The sequence below is a fragment of the Bradyrhizobium sp. SZCCHNRI1009 genome (assembly GCF_032487575.1).
Taxonomy (GTDB): Bacteria; Pseudomonadota; Alphaproteobacteria; order Rhizobiales; family Xanthobacteraceae; genus Bradyrhizobium.
In genome coordinates this window covers 213,537-234,866 of sequence record NZ_JAUEUL010000004.1, presented here as the reverse complement: position 1 = coordinate 234,866, position 21,330 = coordinate 213,537, and the positions used below count along the sequence as shown (strand labels likewise).

Annotated in this window: 16 protein-coding genes and 1 pseudogene; 5 read left to right on the top strand and 12 right to left on the bottom strand. The window is 66.4% G+C overall.

The annotated features are described in order from the left end of the window. Positions 1–230: 230 nt before the first annotated feature. From QX010_RS10135 to pcaF, 6 genes are all read right to left on the bottom strand, one after another. Positions 231–1,925, bottom strand: coding sequence for a flotillin family protein (locus QX010_RS10135; protein WP_315803813.1), 1,695 nt, complete (start codon positions 1,923–1,925; stop codon positions 231–233). A gap of 35 nt (positions 1,926–1,960) precedes the next feature. Next, a complete protein-coding gene (locus QX010_RS10130; protein WP_316179186.1) occupies positions 1,961–2,611 on the bottom strand; it encodes an OB-fold-containig protein in 651 nt (216 codons plus the stop codon). A 22-nt stretch (positions 2,612–2,633) separates the two neighbouring features. Continuing rightward, positions 2,634–3,800 (bottom strand): PspA/IM30 family protein, encoded by a 1,167-nt coding sequence (locus QX010_RS10125; RefSeq protein WP_316179184.1) that lies wholly within the window; start codon positions 3,798–3,800, stop codon positions 2,634–2,636. Between the two features lie 250 nt (positions 3,801–4,050). Next, complete coding sequence (locus QX010_RS10120) at positions 4,051–5,115, bottom strand: phosphotransferase (RefSeq protein ID WP_316179183.1); 1,065 nt, start codon at positions 5,113–5,115, stop codon at positions 4,051–4,053. A gap of 60 nt (positions 5,116–5,175) precedes the next feature. Beyond that, the gene (locus QX010_RS10115) at positions 5,176–6,069 is read right to left on the bottom strand and encodes a dioxygenase (RefSeq protein WP_316179181.1); all 894 of its coding nucleotides are present in this window, start codon (positions 6,067–6,069) and stop codon (positions 5,176–5,178) included. Positions 6,070–6,201: 132 nt separating this feature from the next. Further along, positions 6,202–7,410, bottom strand: a complete 1,209-nt coding sequence (gene pcaF / locus QX010_RS10110) for a 3-oxoadipyl-CoA thiolase (RefSeq protein WP_315803817.1) — start codon at positions 7,408–7,410, stop codon at positions 6,202–6,204. Positions 7,411–8,002: 592 nt separating this feature from the next. Between pcaF and mutS the strand changes: the two genes are divergently transcribed. Continuing rightward, entirely contained in the window at positions 8,003–10,735 is a 2,733-nt protein-coding gene (gene mutS, locus QX010_RS10105; protein WP_316179179.1) for a DNA mismatch repair protein MutS, read from the top strand. A 327-nt stretch (positions 10,736–11,062) separates the two neighbouring features. On the opposite strand, the gene QX010_RS10100 is transcribed toward mutS, so the two are convergent. From QX010_RS10100 to QX010_RS10090, 3 genes and pseudogenes are all read right to left on the bottom strand, one after another. After that, positions 11,063–11,866: a hypothetical protein gene (locus QX010_RS10100; protein WP_315803819.1), complete on the bottom strand. Its 804-nt coding sequence runs from the start codon at positions 11,864–11,866 to the stop codon at positions 11,063–11,065. A gap of 214 nt (positions 11,867–12,080) precedes the next feature. Further along, the gene (locus tag QX010_RS10095) at positions 12,081–12,596 is read right to left on the bottom strand and encodes an OsmC family protein (protein WP_315803820.1); all 516 of its coding nucleotides are present in this window, start codon (positions 12,594–12,596) and stop codon (positions 12,081–12,083) included. Between the two features lie 57 nt (positions 12,597–12,653). Further along, positions 12,654–13,008: pseudogene (locus tag QX010_RS10090) on the bottom strand (ABC transporter ATP-binding protein); the annotation flags it as partial. A gap of 244 nt (positions 13,009–13,252) precedes the next feature. On the opposite strand from QX010_RS10090, the gene QX010_RS10085 reads away from it, so the two are divergent. From QX010_RS10085 to QX010_RS10070, 4 genes are all read left to right on the top strand, one after another. After that, a complete protein-coding gene (locus tag QX010_RS10085) occupies positions 13,253–16,048 on the top strand; it encodes a [protein-PII] uridylyltransferase (protein ID WP_316179177.1) in 2,796 nt (931 codons plus the stop codon). Between the two features lie 102 nt (positions 16,049–16,150). After that, a complete protein-coding gene (locus tag QX010_RS10080; RefSeq protein WP_316179176.1) occupies positions 16,151–16,516 on the top strand; it encodes a DUF1304 domain-containing protein in 366 nt (121 codons plus the stop codon). Between the two features lie 308 nt (positions 16,517–16,824). Continuing rightward, positions 16,825–18,051, top strand: a complete 1,227-nt coding sequence (locus QX010_RS10075) for an ABC transporter substrate-binding protein (protein WP_315803823.1) — start codon at positions 16,825–16,827, stop codon at positions 18,049–18,051. A 318-nt stretch (positions 18,052–18,369) separates the two neighbouring features. Next, positions 18,370–19,620 carry an ABC transporter substrate-binding protein gene (locus QX010_RS10070; RefSeq protein ID WP_316179174.1) on the top strand — a complete coding sequence of 417 codons (1,251 nt, stop codon included), beginning with the start codon at positions 18,370–18,372 and terminating at the stop codon, positions 19,618–19,620. Between the two features lie 331 nt (positions 19,621–19,951). Here the strand turns inward: QX010_RS10070 and QX010_RS10065 are convergent, their stop codons facing one another. From QX010_RS10065 to QX010_RS10055, 3 genes are read right to left on the bottom strand one after another with little or no spacing between them, the layout of a single operon-like run. Continuing rightward, the gene (locus QX010_RS10065; protein ID WP_316179172.1) at positions 19,952–20,569 is read right to left on the bottom strand and encodes an ATP-dependent Clp protease proteolytic subunit; all 618 of its coding nucleotides are present in this window, start codon (positions 20,567–20,569) and stop codon (positions 19,952–19,954) included. A gap of 41 nt (positions 20,570–20,610) precedes the next feature. Then, on the bottom strand, positions 20,611–20,970 hold the full coding sequence (locus QX010_RS10060; RefSeq protein ID WP_316179170.1) for a polyketide cyclase: 360 nt from the start codon (positions 20,968–20,970) through the stop codon (positions 20,611–20,613). Then, entirely contained in the window at positions 20,967–21,281 is a 315-nt protein-coding gene (locus QX010_RS10055; RefSeq protein WP_316179168.1) for a metalloregulator ArsR/SmtB family transcription factor, read from the bottom strand. Before QX010_RS10055 ends, QX010_RS10060 begins: the two co-directional genes overlap by 4 nt. Positions 21,282–21,330 lie beyond the last annotated feature (49 nt).

Sequence of the window (21,330 nt, the reverse complement as noted above, 5' to 3'; positions counted from 1 at the left end):
AGACGCAGCGGGACCGGGATAGCAAAAAGGTGACCACGACGTGATGGATTTGTAACTTCAATCCGGCGCGTTTCCGGCTATCTTCTGTTCACCCCACTCGGTTCTCTGCGTATGAGTTGCGCGCAGAGACTGCACCTCATGAGCGCCCCACTCGTGATGTGCCGGGCGGGGGCGGTGGCTCCTCCAGCGCCGCCCCCAGCCCCGGGGCTTCCCTTTCTCATGTGTCTTGCTTACGGCTTCTGCAGTGGCTCGATCTTCGGCCCGGCAGCGGTATTCGTCTCCGTGGCCGGCACGATCACACCCGCCAGCGCCTGCACCGGATCGTCGCCGGGCTTGAATCCGGACTGCACCAGGATCTCGTCGATCAAGGGCTTCAGCGCGTGCACGCGCAGCAGCTCGCCGGCGAGGCCTTCGCCGAAGCCGACATTGCCGCCAGCGCCGACATTGCCGTTGCCGCCGAAGGCGCCACCAGTGTGCAGGATGCGGACGTCCTTCAGGTTGGCGATCGGCTTGACCATCTCGCCGAGCGCGGCGGGCATGGTCGCGATGCGCTGCTTGGCGAGCTCGAAATCGATCACGTTGCTGCCGAGCTTGTTCTGCGCCTCGTTCTTCATCAGGATCACCGCGGCTTCCGCCTCGCCGATCTGGCGCACGCCGACGGCCTTGATCTTGTTGGCCTCGGCCTCCGCTTCGGCCAGGGTCTTCGCCGCCGCGCCGCGATCGACCGCGGCGCGCTTCTCGGCCTCGGCTGCAACGGTGATGCCGGTCGAGCGCTGCTCGGCCTCTTTCCGCGCCGCCATGACCGCGGTCTGACGCTCGCGATCGGCGATCTCGATGGCGCGTGCCGTCGTCACCTTTTCCTCCGCGGAGACCGCGAGCGCCTCGGCCGCCTTGGCGACCGCGCGGGCCTCCGAGGTTTCCTTGCTCTTGGTCGCGATCTGGATGTCGTTGTCCTGGGTGGCGATCTGGATCTCGCGGTCGGCGTCGGTCTTGCGGCGGTTGATCGCGAGATTGCTTTCGATCGCCGCGGTCTCGCGCACCTTCAATGCCTCGGCTTCGCGCTGGGCGATCTTCTGCTGCGCCTCGATGCGGGCATTCTCCTCGGTCTGCCACGCGGTCTGGGTGGCGCTCGCAACCTCGGCGCGGGTGCTCGCCGTCTTGTTGGCGATGTCGCGCTCCTGGCTGAGCTCGGCCTCCTTCTTGGTGCGCTCGATCGTCAGGGTGAGCTGGCGCGCCTCGAGGTCCTTCTGCGCAATCGCGACCTCGTTGTCGCGCACGATCGCGTTGCGGTCGCGGCGGCGGGTCTCGGTGACCGTTTTCAAGAGAGTGAGGCCTTCGGCGTCGAAGAAGTTCTCGGCGTTGAAGAACGAGATGTCGGTCTGGTCGAGCTTGGTCAGCGACACCGATTCCAGCTCCAGGCCGTTGGACTGCACGTCGGCCTCGACCGCGGCCTGGACGTGCTTGACGAAATCCGAGCGCTTCTCCTGCAGGTCCAACAGCTCCATCGTCGCCGCGACCGAGCGCAGTCCGTCGACGAACTTGGCCTCGACCTGGTCGCGCAGCAATTCGGCATTGTTGGTGACGGCGCCGAGCGTCTGCGCGGCGAGCGCGATCGAATCGACGTCGGGTTTCACGCGCACGTAGAATTCGGCGTCGATGTCCACGCGCATGCGGTCCTTGGTGATCAGCGAATCCTTCTTCGAGCGCTCGACGCGCAGCCGCAGCGTCTTCAGATTCACGCGCGCGATGGAGTGGAAGATCGGCAGCACCACGGCGCCGCCGTCGAGCACCACCTTCTTGCCGCCGAGGCCGGTGCGCACGAACGCCTCGTCGCGGGTGGAACGATGGTAGAGAACGGCAAAGACAGTGCCGAGAACGACCAGCAGCACAACGCCGATCGACGCAGGCAGAACCAGATCAAACATGGGATTTACTTTCGGGTTGAGGAAAGTGTCTTGGGCTAAAGTGTCTTGGAGCTCGTGAGCTCGTCGGCTGCGGCGATCGCGATGAAGCGACCGTCCTTGCGGTCGACGAGGAGAACCGACGCGCCCACCGGCAAGGCCGGTGAGTCCGGCGCGGCCGAGGCCGTCACCATGTGCCAATTGCCGTGGACGTCCTTGACGCGGACGCGGCCGGGCAGCCCGCCGTCGAGCGGGCCGACCGCGACCTCACCGGCGCGGCCGACGAGATCGGACAGGCCGACCGCATAGCTCTCATCCTGCGGGACCAGCCGCGCCGCATAGCGCGTCGAGCTGCGCAGCAGCGGCACGGTGACGACGGCGGCGAGCATGCCCGCGGCCGTTGGCGGCAGCGCCACCGCTACCAGCCGCGCGGCATCCTGAATGAGAAAACCCGTGATCGAGAAGATGCCGAGCGCGAGCAGGATGCAGATCATCAGCGGCACACCGCCGACATTGATCCAGGACAGCACGTGACCGACGCTGGTGCTGTCGCCGTCGTGACCGAGATCGACGGTCTGGCCGAGCAGCTCGCTGATCGACAGGCCGATCAGCATCGAGCCGATCTCGACGCCGCCGACCAGCACGATCATCACGGCGGCGATCGCGAACGGCCGCACCTCGGGTTGCATGAAATGGTCGACGATGGTCATGGGACGACGCGCCCCTGCCCGTTCAATTATGCGATTTCAGCCGTGCCAGCCGCTCGGCAATGTCCTTGTCGCGCTTCAGCTTCGACAATTCGTCGATGTCGGGCGACGGCGCGATGCCTTCCGGCACGCCGGTCGCGCGGGCGATGACGCGGGAGGCGCGCGCGGCCCTGGCGAGGCCGGTATCGCCCGACTTGCGCGATGTGGCCTTCGGCTGCTCGGCGAGCGCCTCGCTGCGCTCGAGCTCGACGAGACGCGCCTGCGCGTCCTGCAGGCTCGACAGGATCGCACGCAGCGTCGTGAGCACCGCATCGACGCGCTCGGCATTCTCGTCGATCGCCTTCGACAGCACCTCGAACTGGGCTTCGAGATCCATCTGCCGGGCGATGCCGGCGCGGGCGAGATCGTCGCGGTGCTCGGCGATGGCGACGCGGATCTGCTCAGCCAGCACGGTCGTCTCGCGCTCGATCTCGGCGCGGCGGGCGTTGAGCCGATATTCCTCGGCGCGCGCATGCGACAGGCTCTCGCGCGATTCGCGCTCGGCCTGCTCGATCTCGCGGATCGCCTGGCTGACCAGCGCGACCCGGTTCTTGTCCTCGGCCTTTTCGATCGCTCCATAGGCGATGCCGGCGATGAGGCGCCCGGCGCGTGACAGGAGCGTGTCGGGAGCCGGCGCGTGTTCGGCGAGCATGACGTGGTCCTTTCCTGGGCTGATGGTCGGATGTGAGCTGGCGGTGACGCCGAAACGGACTTCGACGTCGCCATTATCGGTGCGGACGAGTTGCGCCGGCGTCGCGTGCGTCCAGCCCGCGGCATAGCCGGTGACCTCGAACGGGATGGTGAAGCGGCCGAGCGCGGTGCCGAGCGACAGCGTGCCGGCGTCCCGAACATTCACCAGGCGGTCGTCGAGCGGCAGTCGCGGGGTCGATGCGGCGCGATAGGCGGCGCGGTCGCGCAGGCCGAGCGTGACCAGGCGCGAGGGCAGCCGGGTGGCCTTGCGGACCGGCCCATAGGCATGGCCGTGCAGCGCGACCAGATTGGCGCCGATGCCTTTGGCGGCAGCGATCTCGTCGAGCATGTCCATCATCCGGGCATAATCGGCGAAGGTCGCCTCGATCGCCGCCCGCGCCTCGGAGTTGGGGACGAGACGGTAGCGAACAGCCTGATCGTAAATTCCGGCCATGAGGAACATCAAAGCACTATTTTCGTGCTTTCGCAAGCCACCCTCTACCCCTGGGGAGCCGCACCTTTCCGTGACCACGCCGAACGCCGTGCACATGCAGATATGTCGCGCCGCCCCCATCCGGCGGTTTAAGGCCGATGAACAATCTCTGGTGATCGTTAAGACGGCTGATAACGGCAGCGCCAAAAGCACGGCATTGACGTGCAACGTCGCGATGAACACGCCTGACGTGCAGCGACCTCAGTGGATGTCGGGACGATCAGTCCAGCAGATCGCGGCAGCCGAGGTCGTCGATGGCGCGGAAGATGCGCTCCAGATGAGCCCACCAGATCAGCGGCGGGATCTCGATCGCCCATTGCCAGACCGGCTTGGTGATGTGCCACAGCACGGCGTAACGATAGTCCCGATCGAGCGCCGCGCGGTCATAGCCGGTGACACCATGCGCAACCAACGTCTCGTGATAGCAGTCGAGCAATGGCCGCTCGACGACGGAGCGGCGCTCGGGAAAGAGATGCAGCGCGATCATGTAGGCGAGATCCTGCGCCGGCACGTTGATCCGCCAATGGTCGAAATCGAACACACGGACGTCATCGCTGCCTGCGGCCTTGGGCACGAGGAAATTCCAGACATGCGCATCGCCATGGGCGATGCTGAGATTTCGCCGCGAATGATAGCGCTCCAGAAGCTGTGGCGTGGCCGCGAGGAAACGCTCGTAGATGGCGCGACGCTCTGCGCTCAGCCGGTCACCCAGCTGATCGGCGAAGCGCGCGTAGTGGCCGGCAAACTCGCTGACATTCGCCGCCGTCTGCTCTGGTGTCGCGAAGCTACCGACGCTCACGCCGAGCCGCGGATCGTCCCACCACGCCGCATGCAGCCGCGCCAGCGCGCGCACGATTCGCTCGGCGTCCGGCACGGTCGGCGGCAGCGGCCATTGTGTCGCCATCCGATGGGTGTCGGTGAGATCCTCCAGCAGCAGGTGCCAGGTCATGGCGCCTTCGTCCCAGGCACCGCCGAAGCCGCCCGGCACGAGGCGCGGCGGCATGACCCGTGCCAGCTCCCGATAGAAGGTGACCTCGTGGCGGCCGCCCTGCCACAGCGTCTTGGCAAAGGCCGGCAGCGGGGTCTTCAGGATCAGCGTCTTCGGCGCATCCGGCGCGGCGCCATCATAGGTCAGCCCAAGACGGATGATGCGCGACACCAGCATCGGGCGGTCGCTGATCACGGTGACATCCGACACCGTGCCAGAATCGAGCACGCCCGCGTCGCGCATCGTGGCCGTCAACGCGGCAGGCTCGGCAGCGGAGGGCAAGTCGGTTGAGGCCATGCGGGCCCTATCCCTTCAGGGTTGCAGCCTGGCCCACACTAGCATGGAAGTCGTTGAGCGCTACTTGATCGGCGCCCGCGGCAGTACGGTGTCGCCGGCTTCCATCCGGTAGACGTGATCGAGCGAGTACCAGGGCGCGGTGATATCGACCTCCGTCGGGTGCGGCGCATCGTGGCGAATGAAGTTGCCGAGCAGCGCCTTGGTCACGCCGAACTGCACGTCGCTGTCGATGTGCGGGTCGTTGGGGTCGTAGACCTGCGAGATCAGGACCTTGAAGCCGGGCTTGACGATCAGCGCATGCAGATGCGCCGGGCGATAGGGATGGCGGCCCTGCGCCTTCAGGAGACGGCCGACGACGCCGTCGGTCGGGATGGGGTAGCCGACCATCATCACCGAGCGAAACCAGAAGCGGCCGTCGGCGTCGGTCACGAGCTTGCCGCGCAGGTTCATGTCGGCCTGCTCCGGATCCTGGTTCTCGTAATAGCCGACCGGCGAGGCGTGCCAGACGTCGACCTCGGCGCCGGCAATCGGCGCGCCCTTCGGATCGACCACGCGCCCGTGCACGAACAACGCCGGACCCAGCGTCGCCGAACGCACGATCGAGCCGCCGTTCTCGGTAACAGGCGAATTCAGCCGCCAGAACGGGCCAAGCAGCGACTGCGCCGTCTCTGTGTTGCCGCCATCGCCATTGTTGAGCAGGCAGACCAGCGGCGAGACGCCGAGCGAGCCGGCCATCAGCACGACTTCGTTATGCGTGTCGTTGGTGCGCTGTCCGAGCTCGGCAATGATGGCGGCGGCTTCGCGAAATTCCGCCTCGGTCAGCCTGACATCGCGGACGAAGCCGTGCAGGTGCTTGATCAGCGACACCATGATCTCGCGCAGCCGCGGATTCTCGGTGCGCTCCATCACCGCCAATACGGCCGGCGTGACGTCCTGTTCGCGGGAGATGGTCATGGCGGCGCTCTCCGCTGTTTCCCCTCATGGTGAGGAGGCGCGAAGCGCCGTCTCGAACCATGAGGCCAGTGCCGGGCCTCATCCTTCGAGACGCCCGCCAAGAGGCGGGCTCCTCAGGATGAGGGTTTGGGATCAGTTGATCATCTCGACCGCCAGCGCGACGCCCTGACCGACGCCGACGCACATCGTGGCCAGCGCACGCTTGCCGCCGCGCACCTCAAGGCCGTGCACCGCGGTCATCGCGATGCGCGCGCCGCTCATGCCGAGCGGGTGTCCCAGCGCGATGGCGCCGCCATGCGGGTTGACGAAATCGGCGTCCTCGGCGACGCCGAGCTGGCGCAGGCAGGCGATGCCCTGGGAGGCGAACGCCTCGTTGAGCTCGATCAGGTCGAAATCGCTGATCTTCAGGCCGAGCCGCTCCATCAGCTTGCGCACCGCCGGCACCGGGCCGATGCCCATGATGCGCGGCGGCACGCCGGCGGAGGCGAGACCGAGCACGCGCGCGCGGGGCGTGAGGCCGTGCTTCTTCACCGCCGCTTCCGAGGCGAGAATCATGGCGGCGGCGCCGTCATTGACGCCGGAGGCGTTGCCGGCCGTGACCGTGCCGGGATTGCGCACGATCGGCTTCAGCTTGGCGAGGCCTTCGAGCGTGGTCTCGGGGCGCGGATGCTCATCCTTGTCCACCGTCACAGGGCCGGCCTTGCCGCCGGGCACCATGACCGGCGTGATCTCGGCGGCGAAATAGCCCGACGCGATCGCCTTTCCAGCGCGCTGCTGGGAGCGGATCGCGAACGCGTCCTGGTCGGCGCGCGAGACCTGGAATTCCTCGGCGACGTTCTCGCCGGTCTCCGGCATGGAGTCGACGCCATACTGCTGCTTCATCAAGGGATTGATGAAGCGCCAGCCGATCGTGGTGTCGAAGATCTCGGCCGAGCGCGAGAACGCCTCGGTCGCCTTGCCCTGCACGAACGGCGCGCGCGTCATGGATTCGACGCCGCCGGCGATCGCCAGATCGACCTCGCCGGCGCGGATCGCACGTCCCGCCGCGCCGACCGCGTCGAGACCGGAGGCGCAGAGACGGTTCAAGGTCTGGCCGGGAATGGAATCCGGCAGGCCCGCGAGCAGCAGCGCCATGCGCGCGACGTTGCGGTTGTCCTCGCCAGCCTGGTTGGCGCAGCCGAAGAACACCTCGTCGACGGCAGCCCAGTCGAGATTGGGATGCTTCGCCTTGAGCGCCTTGAGCGGGGTGGCCGCGAGATCGTCGGTGCGCACTTTGGCCAGCGCGCCGCCGAAGCGGCCGATCGGAGTCCGCACCGCATCACAAATGAACACGTCTCGCATCGCTCTCTCCCGAACTTTCGTGTTTCTGGTCAGAATTGACGGCGGTTTTAGGAGTGCCCTGGAGGCAGGTCAAATGACGGGGACGCGGGGTGCTATGCGCCGACAATGGCGTGCGCACACCGTCTCCCCGCACACGGTGCGCCCCCTCCCCCGCTTGCGGGGGAGGGTTGGGGTGGGGGCCGCCCCAAGCGCCACTCGTCGTGTGGAGAGACGTCCCCCACCCGTATCGCATCTTCGATGCGATACGACCTCCCCCGCATCCGCCTTCGCTCCTCGAGCTACGGCGGACAAGCGCGGGGGAGGCGCAACGACTTTCACTGCCCGAACCGCAAGTTTGGCGAACACCGTCGCGCCACACTCGCCATCATTCCGGGGCGGCGCGCGCAGCGCGGCGAGCCCGGAATCCATCCGGCTGCGCGTGATGCCGCACGATGGATTCCGGGTTCGTGCTGCGCACGGCCCGGAATGACGAGAGGAGAGAGCGGCGCCCCTCACAAGCGGTCGATCAGGGCAAGAATCGCCATCGTGGAAAACCGGGACATCGCCTGCAAAGCGGTAGGACCGTCCGGGCAAATTGGCTAGTTTCCGCGCCATGACGATCCAGCAACCCATCTCCGCCCCGGTTCCGCCTGACACCGCGCCCGCCGAGGCGCCGGCCAAGCTCACGCCGATGATGGAGCAGTATCTCGACATAAAGGCAGCGCATCCGGGGCTGATGCTGTTCTACCGGATGGGCGACTTCTACGAGCTGTTCTTCGAGGATGCGGAGGTCGCCTCGAAAGCGCTCGGCATCGTGCTGACCAAGCGCGGCAAGCACCTGGGCCAGGATATCCCGATGTGCGGCGTGCCGGTGGAGCGCTCCGAGGACTATCTGCATCGCTTGATCGCGCAAGGCATCCGCGTCGCCGTGTGCGAGCAGATGGAGGATCCGGCGGCGGCGCGGGCGCGCGGCAACAAGAGCGTGGTCAAGCGCGGCGTGGTGCGCGTGGTGACGCCGGGCACCTTGACGGAAGACAATCTGCTCGACGCGCGCGCCAACAACTATCTGCTGGCGATCGCGCGCAGCCGCGGCTCGTCCGGCGGCGACCGGCTCGGGCTCGCCTGGATCGACATCTCGACTTCGGACTTCATCGTCACCGAATGTGCCTTTGCCGAGCTCACGGCGACGCTGGCCCGTATCAACCCGAACGAGGTCATCGTCTCCGACGCGCTGTATTCGGACGCGGCGTTCGAGCCTGTGCTGCGCGAGCTCACCGCCGTGACGCCGCTGACCCGCGACGTGTTCGACGGCGCCACCGCAGAGCGGCGGCTGTGCGACTATTTCGCGGTCGCGACCATGGACGGGCTCGCGGTGCTGTCGCGACTGGAGGCGACCGCCGCCGCTGCCTGCGTCACCTATGTCGAGCGCACGCAAGTGGGCCAGCGCCCGCCGCTGGCGCCGCCAGCGCGCGAGGCGACCGGCAGCACCATGGCGATCGATCCGGCGACCCGCGCCAATCTCGAATTGACGCGCACGCTCGCCGGCGAGCGGCGCGGCTCGCTGCTCGACGCCATCGACTGCACGGTGACCTCGGCCGGCTCGCGCCTCCTCGCGCAACGCCTCGCTGCGCCGCTGACCGAGCCCGCGCAGATCGGGCGAAGGCTCGACGCGGTCAACGTTTTCGTTGCCGATAGCGCCGCGCGCGAGGACATCCGCTCGATCCTGCGCGGCGCGCCCGACATGACCCGCGCGATGGCGCGGCTCTCGGTCGGCCGCGGCGGCCCGCGCGATCTCGCCGCTCTGCGCGATGGCATCCTCGCCGCCGACCAGGCGCTGGAGCGGCTGTCGGCGCTCGACCAGCCGCCGCAGGAGATCGCCTCGGTGATGGCCGCGCTGGCGCGGCCGGCGCGCGCGCTGGCCGACGAATTCGCCCGCGCGCTCGACGAGCAGCTGCCGCTGATCAAGCGCGACGGCGGCTTCGTTCGATCAGGCTATGATGCGACCTTGGACGAGACGCGCAATCTGCGCGACGCCTCGCGGCTCGTCGTCGCCTCGATGCAGGCGCGCTACGCCGACCAGACCGGCGTCAAGGCGCTCAAGATCCGGCACAACAACGTGCTCGGCTATTTCGTCGAGGTCACCGCGCAGCACGGCGACAAGCTGATGACGGCACCGTTGAACGCGACCTTCATCCATCGCCAGACGCTGGCCGGCCAGGTGCGTTTCACCACGTCGGAGCTCGGCGAGATCGAGGCCAAGATCGCCAATGCCGGCGAGCGCGCGCTCAATCTCGAGCTCGAGATCTTCGACCGGCTGTATGCGGCCGCGCTCGCGATCGGCGACGATCTGCGCGCCGCCGCGCATGGCTTTGCGATGCTGGATGTCGCCACCGCCCTCGCCAAGCTCGCGGTCGACGACAACTACGTCAGGCCCGAGGTCGATGGCTCGCTCGGCTTTGCCATCGAAGGTGGCCGCCATCCGGTGGTCGAGCAGGCCCTGAAGCGCGAGGGTCAGCCGTTCATCGCCAATTCCTGCGACCTGTCGCCGACGCCGGGACACAAGAGCGGCCAGCTGTGGCTGCTCACCGGTCCGAACATGGCGGGTAAATCGACCTTCCTGCGTCAGAACGCGCTGATTGCCTTGCTGGCGCAGATCGGCAGCTTCGTGCCGGCGAGCCGCGCCCGCATCGGCATCGTCGACCGGCTGTTCTCGCGCGTCGGCGCCGCAGACGATCTCGCGCGCGGACGTTCGACCTTCATGGTCGAGATGGTCGAGACCGCCGCGATCCTCAACCAGGCCGGCGAGCGCGCGCTCGTGATCCTCGACGAGATCGGACGCGGCACCGCGACGTTCGACGGTCTCTCCATTGCCTGGGCGGCGATCGAGCATCTGCACGAGAGCAACCGCTGCCGCACGCTGTTCGCCACGCACTACCATGAGCTGACAGCCCTCGCCGCCAAGCTGCCGCGGCTGTTCAATGCCACGGTGCGGGTCAAGGAATGGCAGGGCGACGTGGTGTTCCTGCACGAGGTGCTGCCCGGCTCGGCCGACCGCTCTTACGGCATTCAGGTGGCGAAGCTCGCCGGTCTCCCCCCGGCGGTGATCAGCCGCGCCAAATCGGTGCTGGCGAAGCTGGAGGCTCAGGACCGCGGCCAGACCGCGCGTGCGCTGGTCGACGACCTGCCGCTGTTCGCGGTGCCGTCGCGCGCGGCCGTGGAGCCTGCGATGTCGAAGGAAGCGGAAGAGCTGATCGCCGCGGTCAAGGCGCTGCATCCCGACGAGATGACGCCGCGCGAGGCGATGGACGCGCTGTATCGGCTGAAGGCGAAGCTGCCGCGCAACTGATTTGTTTCTCCGTCATTCCGGGGCGCGCATCAGCGCGAACCCGGAATCCATCTCTCGTCAGCGCACGCGGCCCAATGGATTCCGGGCTCGCGCTTCGCGCGCCCCGGAATGACGGCGGTGGGCTGGGAGGCGGCTGCTCCAGACTGTCCGTCATTGCGAGGCGCCCCCGCGCCGAAGCAATCCAGAGTCCCACCTGAGCCCTGGATTGCTTCGCTTCGCTTGCAATGACGGCGGAGAGAGCCGTAGGGTGGGCAAAGACGCGCAGCGTCGTGCCCACCATGTCGAGCACGTGGCGCAGAGTGGTGGGCACGCTGCGCTTTGCCCACCCTACGCGACCCGCCTCGCCGCCTTCCGCCGACCCAGCCACCACAGGCCGAGATTCCAGCCGACGCAGGTTGCGAGCGCGCCGCTCAATCCCACTGTAGCGCCCAAATGCAGGCTGCCGAGATGCAGCACGACGACGGCGAGCGAGAAGCCGATCAGGCCCCAGGCACCGTTGGCCAGCACGGCCGCGGTCGCGGGTCCGCCGATGCGCGGCTGCAGGATCAGCATCATCGAGGTGAAGACGATCGGAAACAGCGCCAGGATGCCGGAGACGCTCGGGCCGGCCCAGCCCGACACCGAGGTCACGGTCGCAACCAGCGTCGCGACCAGCGAGGCGCGTAAGGGAACGTCGTACCAGCGCCGTGTGATCAGCGGCATCTTGGCATGACGGTAGCGCGCGAGCTGCGGCAGGCAGATCGCAAAGGTCACGACGTTGGCAGCGATGCCCATCGACAGTGTCCACTCGACGCTCTTGATTAGGGCGGCGAGACCAAGCCACACCGCGACGGCGGTGGCGCTCGCCACCCCCACGCTGTGGCGCTGCGCCAGCACGGCATAGGCGAGACTGAGGAAGATCGTCGCGGCATTGATCGGCAGGCTGGTCAGCGCGCCCTGCGCGATGAAGGCGGCGTCGTGGTCGAGCGCGAGGAACACGTAGGTCGGCCCCGCCGAGATCGGCAGGGTCGCGACTAGCGCGCCAATGACCGGTCCCGTGCGCTCGGCGATCATCGACGCCGAGACCACGAATGACGCGGCGATCGCCATGCGCAAGGCCAGCAGCAGCAGGAAGGAAGGATCGAGGGACATCAGCTCATGCCGCAGCGGCGGTGGGCTCCCTCTCCCGCTTGCGGGGGAGGGCCGGGGTGGGGGCGCGGCTCGGGTGGTGCACGTCGTGTGGAGAGAATTCCCCCACCCGCCTCGCATCTGCGATGCGACCTCCCCCGCGCGCGGGGGAGGCGCAGACCGAGCGCGCCTCGCCGGCTCGCGCTCACCAACGGCGGGACACAGAATGAACGAAGGGCTACGCCGCCACCCGCTTCAGACTGACCGACACCTTCGGGCCGTTCTTGATGGTCTGATAGACCACGCAATAGCGCTCGGTGAGCTTGAGCAGCAGGTCGAGCTTGTCCTGCGGGGCGTCGGTGTCGACCTCGAAGCGCAGGCGGATCTCCTGGAAGCCGACCGGGGCCTCCTTGTCGACGCCGAGCGTGCCGCGGAAATCGAGATCGCCTTCGGCCAGCACATGGCCGCTCTTGAGCGGCACCTCGACCGCGGTCGCGACCGATTTCAAGGTGACGCCGGCGCAGGCGACCAGCGCCTCCAGCAGCATGTCGCCGGAGCACAGCTCGAGCCCGGAGCCGCCGGTTCCCGGATGCAGACCAGCCACGGCAAGCGCGCGCCCGGTCTCGAGCTTGCAGGTCAGCCCCTCCTGCCCGACCTCACCCTTGGCCTTCAAGGTGATCACGGCGGCGGACGGGTCGGCCTTGTAGCGTTCCTTGATCGGCGCCTGCATGGCGCGCAGCTCGGCAGCATCCATTTGTCGTTCTCTCCCGGATTTATTTCAGACGAGATGTACCGGGACCGGCTGCCGCTGTCACCACCACAGGCCGCCGCCGGGCTCACCCCTGCCCTGCGCGTCCGGCATCGTCCGGTCGAGCGAGCGGTCCAGCGCGGTCAGCACGTGGCGCTTGAAGTGGTCGAACAAGGGCGCGTTGCGGTCCCGCGGCCGCGACAGATTGATGGTGATCTCCTCGAACAGCCGGCCGGGATGCGGCTGCATCACCAGCACGCGGTCGGCCAGCACGAGTCCAGAGATCGAGAAGATGATCCTGCAGGTCCTTGCGGGTGAGGGCGTCGAGCGCCGAGAACGGCTCGTCGCGGCAGAGCGCATGCGCGCCGCAGACCTCATTCACCGGCTCGGCCGCGCGTAAAGCGTCGCCCCCCAGTAGAACCACGGCCGCAACCGCAGCAAATCCGCGGCCCCGACAATCACCCGTCGCAGCTCCCTTGGAGCCTCGGAAATCTCTCTTTTATTACAAGAGTTTACTCCGGAAGCGCGCGAGAATTGCTTTTCCTTTCGACGGCGCGGTTCAGAACGATCATCATCCCGTGACCACCGATGACAGCATGGATCGATTGTTGCATTGGAAGTTTCGTGACAGCACAGGCCTTGTTCGATATCCGGTTGCAGCCATGGACAGCGTCGCCCCCCATTCCCACCCTGATAGCATTTCCGATTTCGACAGCGCCGGCATCGCGGCTGCGGTCGACGCGCTGGCCGCGCAGCATTCGGGACGCGAGGACATGTTCCGCGCGGCCGTGGTGCAATTCCTCAAGGCCGAGCTGGTCAAGGCGCGCGCGGCGGCCCAGGCGCAACTGCTGAAGGACCGCCACGGCCGGCGCTGCGCCGAGCAGCTCTGCTTCGTGCAGGACGAGATCATTCGCATCCTCTACGCCGCGGCCACCCAGCACCTTTATCGCTCGCAGGTGCCGAGCGGCGCCGAGCGCATGGCGGTGGTCGCCACCGGCGGCTATGGCCGCGGCCTGATGGCGCCGGAATCCGACATCGATCTGCTGTTCATCCTGCCCTACAAGCAGACCGCCTGGGGCGAGCAGGTCGCCGAGGCCATCCTGTATTCGCTGTGGGACATGGGGCTGAAGGTCGGCCATGCCACCCGCTCGGTCGACGAGTCGATCCGCCAGGCGCGCGGCGACATGACGATCCGCACCGCCATCCTGGAGACCCGCTATCTCGCCGGCGACCGGCCGCTCTATGACGAGCTGGTCGCACGCTTCGACACCGAAGTGGTGCAGGGCACCGCAGCCGAATTCGTCGCCGCCAAGCTCGCCGAGCGCGAGGAGCGGCACCGCCGCGGCGGCCAGTCGCGTTATCTGGTCGAGCCCAACGTCAAGGACGGCAAGGGCGGCCTGCGCGACCTGCACACGCTGTTCTGGATCGCCAAATACGTCTACCGCGTGCGCGAGACCGCCGAGCTGGTCGAGCGCGGCGTGTTCGACGCGCATGAATACCGCACCTTCCGGCGCTGCGCGGACTTCCTGTGGTCGGTGCGCTGCAACCTGCATTTCGTCAGCGGGCGTCCGGAAGAACGGCTGTCGTTCGACCTGCAGCGCGAGATCGCGGTGCGGCTGGGCTACACCAGCCATCCCGGCATGCAGGATGTCGAGCGCTTCATGAAGCACTACTTCCTGGTCGCCAAGGAGGTCGGCAATCTCACCGCGATCCTGTGCGCCAAGCTCGAGGACCAGCAGGCCAAGCCGGCGCCGGTGCTGAGCCGGATGATCTCGCGCCTGACCACCGGCTCGACCTGGCGGCGCGTGCCGGAGAGCGACGACTTCATCGTCGACAACAACCGCATCAACCTCGCCGCGCCCGACGTCTTCAAGCACGATCCGGTCAATCTGATCCGCATCTTCCGGCTGGCGCAGAAGAACAACCTCGCCTTCCATCCCGACGCAATGCGCGCGGTCACGCGCTCGTTGAACCTGATCAACACCGAGCTGCGCGACGATCCCGAGGCCAACCGGCTGTTCATGGAGATCCTGACCTCCAACGATGCCGAGGTCGTGCTGCGGCGGATGAACGAGACCGGCGTGCTCGGCCACTTCATTCGCGCCTTCGGCCGCATCGTCTCGATGATGCAGTTCAACATGTATCATCACTACACGGTCGACGAGCACCTGATCCGCTGCATCGGTTTCCTGCAGGAGATCGAGCGCGGCGGCATCGACGAGTTCACCCTGGCCTCCGACCTGATGCGCAAGATCCGGCCGGAGCACCGCGCCGTCATCTACATCACCGTGCTGCTGCACGACGTCGCCAAGGGCCGCCCCGAGGATCATTCCATCGCCGGCGCCAAGATCGCGCGCCGGCTGTGCCCGCGGCTCGGCTTCAACAATGCCGACACCGAACTGGTCGCCTGGCTGATCGAGGAGCATCTGACGATGTCGACGGTGGCGCAGTCGCGCGACCTGTCGGACCGCAAGACGATCGAGAATTTCGCCGCCGTGGTGCAGTCCGTCGAGCAGATGAAGCTGCTGACCATCCTGACCACCGCAGACATTCGCGGCGTCGGCCCCGGCGTCTGGAACGGCTGGAAGGCGCAGCTCCTGCGCACGCTGTATTACGAGACCGAGCCGGTGCTGACCGGCGGCTTCTCCGAGGTCAACCGCGCCAAGCGCATTACCGCGGCGCAGGCCGAATTCCGCAACGCCTTCACCGACTGGCCGGAGGACGAGCTCAACACCTATATCGGCCGGCATTATCCGGCCTACTGGCTCAAGGTCGAGCTGCCGCGCAAGATCCGCCATGCCCGCTTCGTGCGATCGAGCGAGGATGCGGGACACAAGCTCGCGATCAATGTCGGCTTCGATCCGGCCCGCGCCGTCACCGAGCTGACGATCTTCGCGATGGACCACCCCTGGCTGCTATCGATCATCGCAGGCGCCTGCGCCTCGGCCGGCGCCAACATCGTCGACGCCCAGATCTACACCACGACCGACGGGCGCGCGCTCGATACCATCGCGATCTCCCGCGAGTATGAGCGCGACGAGGACGAGGGCCGGCGCGCGACCCGGATCGGCGAGACCATCGAGCAGGTGCTGGAAGGCAAGCTGCGGCTGCCCGACGCGGTGGCGCGGCGCACCACGCGCGGCAAGCAGCACAAGGCGTTCTCGGTCGAGCCGGAAGTGACCATCAACAATCAATGGTCGGAGCTCTACACTGTCATCGAGGTCTCCGGCCTCGACCGGCCCGGCCTGCTCTACGAGCTGACCACGGCGATCTCGAAGCTGAACCTCAACATCGCCTCCGCCCATGTCGCCACCTTCGGCGAGCGCGCCCGCGACGTGTTCTACGTCACCGACCTGCTCGGCGCGCAGATCAACGCGCCGACCCGGCAGGCCGCGATCAAGAGCGCGCTGCTGCATCTGTTGGCGAACGACGAGACGGCGGCGCAGCCCGCGGCGTGAGGCGATGAGGGGGCGTCTGCGGATGGGGGTGCCCGTCGGGATAGGGCGGAAAACACGGTCCGGCATCACCGCCGGTCAGAGTAGGCTTGGGGGAGCCGAACCATGGCATTGCTTGCAAACATCGTCGTCGGCCTGATCGGCCTGCTGCACATCTACATCCTCGTGCTGGAGATGTTTCTCTGGACCAAGCCGGCCGGCTTGAGGGCGTTCAACAACACGCCGGAGCGCGCGGAGCAGACCAAGGTGCTCGGCGCCAATCAGGGCCTCTACAACGGCTTCCTCGCCGCCGGCCTGTTCTGGGGCCTGGCCCACCCGACGCCGGCCTTCGCGTTCCAGATCAAGATCTTCTTCCTGCTCTGCGTGCTGGTCGCCGGGCTTTACGGCGCGGCCACCGCGAGCCGCAAGATCCTGTTCATCCAGAGCGTGCCGGCCGCGATCGGCCTCGTGCTGGTCTGGCTCGCGGGCTGACCATCGAGTCTGCGGCCGTCCTTCGAGACGCCGGCCTCCGGCGGGCTCCTCAGGACGAGGGCGGAATTCGCGGCGCAATCTCCACCCTCATGGTGAGGAGCGCCGCCTTTGCGGCGCGTCTCGAACCATGAGGCCAATGCTCTCGCCGAAAGGCGACGAAATCAGCATACGCCCCCGCCCCGCGGAACCGCCCCACCCGCGCTCCCCTCGCCTTGCGTCCGCCAAGCCGTTCCTCCACACTGCCTTCCAGCGATGGCGCCCATTGGGCAGACCAGCCGCACAACAAATCAGGAGGAACGATAGACCTCATGCGACAGGGATATTTCCGTCTTGCAGGGGCGGCCGCTCTGGCCGTCACCCTCTCCGTCACGTCAGCCTCGGCCCAGAAGAAGTACGATCCCGGCGCTTCGGATACCGAGATCAAGATCGGCCAGACCGTGCCGTTCTCGGGTCCCGCCTCGGCCTATGCCTCGATCGGCAAGACCCAGGCCGCCTATTTCAACATGATCAACGAGCAGGGCGGCATCAACGGCCGCAAGATCAAGCTGATCCAGTATGACGACGCCTACTCGCCGCCGAAGGCCGTGGAGCAGGTGCGCAAGCTGGTCGAGGACGACGAGGTGCTGCTGACGTTCCAGATCATCGGCACGCCGTCCAACGCCGCGGTCCAGAAATACCTGAACGCCAAGAAGGTGCCGCAGCTGTTCGCGGCCACCGGCGCCACCAAGTTCACCGATCCGAAGAACTTCCCCTGGACCATGGGATACAATCCCAACTACTTCACCGAGGGCCGCATCTACGGCCAGTACATTCTGAAGGAGCACCCCAATGCCAAGGTCGGCGTGCTCTATCAGAACGACGATCTCGGCAAGGACTACCTCAACGGCATCAAGGCCGGCCTCGGCGACAAGGCGGCGACGATGATCGTGTCGGAGGCCTCCTACGAGGTCTCCGACCCCACCATCGACTCCCAGCTCCTCAAGCTCAAGGCGGCCGGCGCCGACCTCTTGTTCTCGGCCGCGACGCCGAAGCAGGCGGCGCAGGCGATCAAGAAGCTGCACGAGCTCGACTGGCATCCGGTGCACATCGTCGACATCAATGCGACGTCGGTCGGTGCGGTGCTTCAGCCGGCCGGTCTCGAGGCGTCCAAGGGCGTGATCTCGGTCAATTACGGCAAGGACCCGCTCGATCCGCAGTGGAAAGACGATCCGGGCATGAAGCGCTATTTCGAGTTCATGGCCAAGTATTATCCTGAAGGCGACAAGAACTCGAACTTCAACACCTATGGCTACGGCAACGCCGAGCTGCTGGTGACCATCCTGCGCATGTGCGGCGACAATCTCACCCGCGAGAACGTTATGAAGCAGGCGACGTCGCTGAAGGATGTCGTCGGCGACCTGTCGCTGCCGGGCATGAAGATCAACACCTCGCCGACCGACTACCGCGTCAACAAGCAGTTGCAGATGATGAAGTTCAACGGTGAGCGCTGGGAGCTGTTCGGCCCGATCCTGGAGGACAAGGGCGCGGCAGGTTAAACGCTTGAGTTCATCTCCATCCACACCGTCATGGCCGGGCGTCGTCCCGGCCATCCACGTCGTCCGGCATCCTCGGAAGGACGTGGATGCCCGGGACGGAGCCCGGGCATGACGACGCGGAGATAGTCACGCAAAGAAATCGAAGCGGTAAAGGGCTGCGCGCACGCGCGGCCCTTTTGCGTTGCGGCACGGATTGCGCCGGTTGGTCGCTCCAACAAGCGTTGCCTTGTCGACTTGCTTCCTCCACACTCGCGTGCAGCGATGGCGACATAACAACCAGGAAGAACCATCGACAACATCACCGGAGGGAGGACTCGCATGAGAACGTCACTGTTCGGTCTCGGCGGCGCCAAGACATGTGCAATCGCACTTGTTGCGTCGCTTGCCATTGCTCTGCCCACATCATCCGCCGACGCCCAGAAGAAATACGACACCGGCGCGACCGACACCGAGATCAAGATCGGCCAGACCGTGCCGTTCTCCGGCCCGGCCTCCGCCTATGCCGGCATCGGCAAGACGCAGGCCGCCTATCTGAAGATGATCAACGACAAGGGCGGCATCAACGGCCGCAAGCTCAACCTGATCCAGTATGACGATGCCTATTCTCCGCCTAAGGCGGTCGAGCAGGTGCGCAAGCTGGTCGAAGGCGACGAAGTGCTGTTCACCTTCCAGATCATCGGCACGCCCTCGAACGCCGCCGTGCAGAAATATCTCAACGGCAAAAAGGTGCCGCAGCTCCTGGCATCGACCGGCGCCTCGCGCTTCACCGATCCGCAGAATTTCCCGTGGACCATCGCCTACAATCCGAACTACCAGTCGGAGGGACGGATCTACGCCAAATACATTCTCGCCAACCACCCCAATGCCAAGATCGGCATCCTCTACCAGAACGACGATCTCGGCCGCGACTACATCGCCGGCCTCAGAAGCGGCCTCGGCGCCAAGGCCGATACGATGATCGTGTCGGAAGCATCCTATGAGCTGTCCGATCCGACGGTCGACTCGCAAATCGTCAAGCTGAAGTCGTCGGGCGCGGACCTGCTCTACGACGCCTCGACGCCGAAATTCGCGGCGCAGGCCATCAAGAAGCTCGCCGATCTCGGCTGGAAGCCGGTGCACATCCTCGACATCAATGCGAGCCCGGTGTCGGCGACCTTGAAGCCGGCCGGCCTCGACATCTCCAAGGACATCATCAGCACCAACTACGGCAAGGACCCGGCCGACCCGCAATGGAAGGACGATCCGGGCGTGAAGGCCTATTTCGAGTTCATGGACAAGTATTATCCGGAGGGCGACAAGCTCAACACCGTCAACACTTACGGCTATTCGACCGCGGAGCTGCTGGTGCAGATCCTGCGCCAGTGCGGTGACGACCTGACGCGCGAGAACGTGATGCGCCAGGCCGCCAGCATCAAGGGCTTCGTGCCCAGCCTCGCGCTGCCCGGCCTCTCGATCACGACGTCGCCGACCGACTTCCGCATCAACAAGCAGATGCAGATGATGAAGTTCAATGGCGAGCGCTGGGAGCTGTTCGGCCCGATCATCGAGGACACGGGAGCCGCGGGGTAAGCCCCCGCGACTAAGCGCAAGAGGCAACAAATCGTGCCAAAACCTCAACTCCGCTCCCTCCCCCCTTGTGGGGGAGGGTTGGGGAGGGGGTAGCCACGAAGACGGTCGCCCGGAGCTACCCCCCTCCCTAGCCCTCCCCCCACAAGGGGGGAGGGAACGGACGATTTTCGTGGCAAAGCATAATGGCCCACGCGACGCTAACGAGCCTACGCTGCCCTCACCGGCCGCGGCCGCTCGGGTCATCACGGCGGCCTCTGGAATACTAGGTCACCCGCCTTCGGCGGATGACGACACTCGTCGCGACAGCAACCACCGTCGCCTCACAGGCGCATCAATCGCTGCTGACGCTACCCAGGTCCCGCTGCTTCACGACCCGGTCGATCAAGCCCCACTGCAGGCCTTCATCCGCGGTCATGAAATGATCGCGATCGAGCGTACGTTCGACATCCTCGTAGCTGCGTCCGCAATGCTCGGCATAGAGCCGGATCATGCGGCGCTTGGTCTGCTCCATCTCCCTGGCGTGGATCAGGATGTCGGACGCCTGGCCCTGGAAGCCGCCGAGCGGCTGATGCACGTGAAGGCTCGCATTGGGCAGCGCGGTGCGCTCGCCAGGCTCCCCCGCCATCAGCAGGAACGACCCCATCGAGCGCGCCGTTCCCATGCACAGCGTATGCACCGGCGCCTTGACGAATTGCATCGTGTCGTACATCGCGAGCCCGCTGGTGATCACGCCGCCGGGCGAATTGATGTAGAGGTGGATCGGCCGCTTCGGGTTCTCCGCCTCGAGAAACAGCAGTTGCGCGCAGACCAGGGCGGAGACGGTGTCGTTGACCTCGCCGTTGAGGAAGACGATCCGCTCGCGCAGCAGCCGCGAATAGATGTCGAAGGATCGCTCTCCCCGGCTCGACTGCTCGATGACCATGGGGACGAGTTGCATCGTGTCGCGCATGCGCGAGCTCCCGTTCAGTGAGTTGCTGATGAGTTGAAGCGTCAGGCCGCGCGCATCAGACTGCGCGTGTTGCCGTTCGCCGCCGGCGGCGTTCGCCGCATCAGCGTCGCCGCGGCCAGCCCGTGGATGATCCTGAGCCGCGTGCCGCCATCGGCGTTGGGCATGACCTGGAACGTCACGATGCTTTCGAGGTAGGGCGGCTCGTCGTCGCGCATGCGGTAGCGCACTTCCTCGCCTGGCGTCGACGAGATCGGCGCGGCATCGGCGAGGTCGCCGGGCGGCAGCCAGGTGTCGCGCAGCGCCGGACTGCTGATGGCACGCCAGACTTTCTCCGGCGGCGCATCGAGCTCGTAGTCGAGCACCAGTTCATCGCCCTGCGCGTCAGCCTCGAGATCGGTCATTGGTCCATGTCCTTCAGCAGGGTTTTCAATGCATCGACCCGTGACGGCCAGAAGGCGCGGTACTTCGCCAGCCAGCGCGCGATGTGCGCCAGGCCATTCGGATCGACCTCGTAGTTGACGAAGCGGCCCTGCCGCTCTTCCCGCACCAGCCCTGCGTTCCGCAGCACCGCGAGATGCTGCGACATCGCCGGCTGGCTGATCGTCAAACCTTCGCGAAGGGCGCTGGCATTCATGCCGCCGGCCGCGAGCTTCTCGAAGATCGCGTAGCGCGTCGGATCGGCCAGCGCCTTGAAGATGTCACTCTCGATCATGACGACACATAAGCATAAACTTATGCGTTGTGCAAGCGTCGACGACGTG

Excerpts from the sequence above, each read along its gene's own strand:
- pcaF (WP_315803817.1), bottom strand. The coding sequence starts at position 7,410 with ATGCGAGACGTGTTCATTTGTGATGCGGTGCGGACTCCGATCGGCCGC.
- QX010_RS10070 (WP_316179174.1), top strand. The coding sequence starts at position 18,370 with ATGAGAACGTCACTGTTCGGTCTCGGCGGCGCCAAGACATGTGCAATC.
- QX010_RS10080 (WP_316179176.1), top strand. The coding sequence starts at position 16,151 with ATGGCATTGCTTGCAAACATCGTCGTCGGCCTGATCGGCCTGCTGCAC.
- QX010_RS10065 (WP_316179172.1), bottom strand. The coding sequence starts at position 20,569 with ATGCGCGACACGATGCAACTCGTCCCCATGGTCATCGAGCAGTCGAGC.
- mutS (WP_316179179.1), top strand. The coding sequence starts at position 8,003 with ATGACGATCCAGCAACCCATCTCCGCCCCGGTTCCGCCTGACACCGCG.
- QX010_RS10075 (WP_315803823.1), top strand. The coding sequence starts at position 16,825 with ATGCGACAGGGATATTTCCGTCTTGCAGGGGCGGCCGCTCTGGCCGTC.
- QX010_RS10060 (WP_316179170.1), bottom strand. The coding sequence starts at position 20,970 with ATGACCGATCTCGAGGCTGACGCGCAGGGCGATGAACTGGTGCTCGAC.
- QX010_RS10095 (WP_315803820.1), bottom strand. The coding sequence starts at position 12,596 with ATGGATGCTGCCGAGCTGCGCGCCATGCAGGCGCCGATCAAGGAACGC.
- QX010_RS10085 (WP_316179177.1), top strand. The coding sequence starts at position 13,253 with ATGGACAGCGTCGCCCCCCATTCCCACCCTGATAGCATTTCCGATTTC.
- QX010_RS10130 (WP_316179186.1), bottom strand. The coding sequence starts at position 2,611 with ATGACCATCGTCGACCATTTCATGCAACCCGAGGTGCGGCCGTTCGCG.
- QX010_RS10115 (WP_316179181.1), bottom strand. The coding sequence starts at position 6,069 with ATGACCATCTCCCGCGAACAGGACGTCACGCCGGCCGTATTGGCGGTG.
- QX010_RS10120 (WP_316179183.1), bottom strand. The coding sequence starts at position 5,115 with ATGGCCTCAACCGACTTGCCCTCCGCTGCCGAGCCTGCCGCGTTGACG.
- QX010_RS10135 (WP_315803813.1), bottom strand. The coding sequence starts at position 1,925 with ATGTTTGATCTGGTTCTGCCTGCGTCGATCGGCGTTGTGCTGCTGGTC.
- QX010_RS10055 (WP_316179168.1), bottom strand. The coding sequence starts at position 21,281 with ATGATCGAGAGTGACATCTTCAAGGCGCTGGCCGATCCGACGCGCTAC.
- QX010_RS10100 (WP_315803819.1), bottom strand. The coding sequence starts at position 11,866 with ATGTCCCTCGATCCTTCCTTCCTGCTGCTGCTGGCCTTGCGCATGGCG.
- QX010_RS10125 (WP_316179184.1), bottom strand. The coding sequence starts at position 3,800 with ATGTTCCTCATGGCCGGAATTTACGATCAGGCTGTTCGCTACCGTCTC.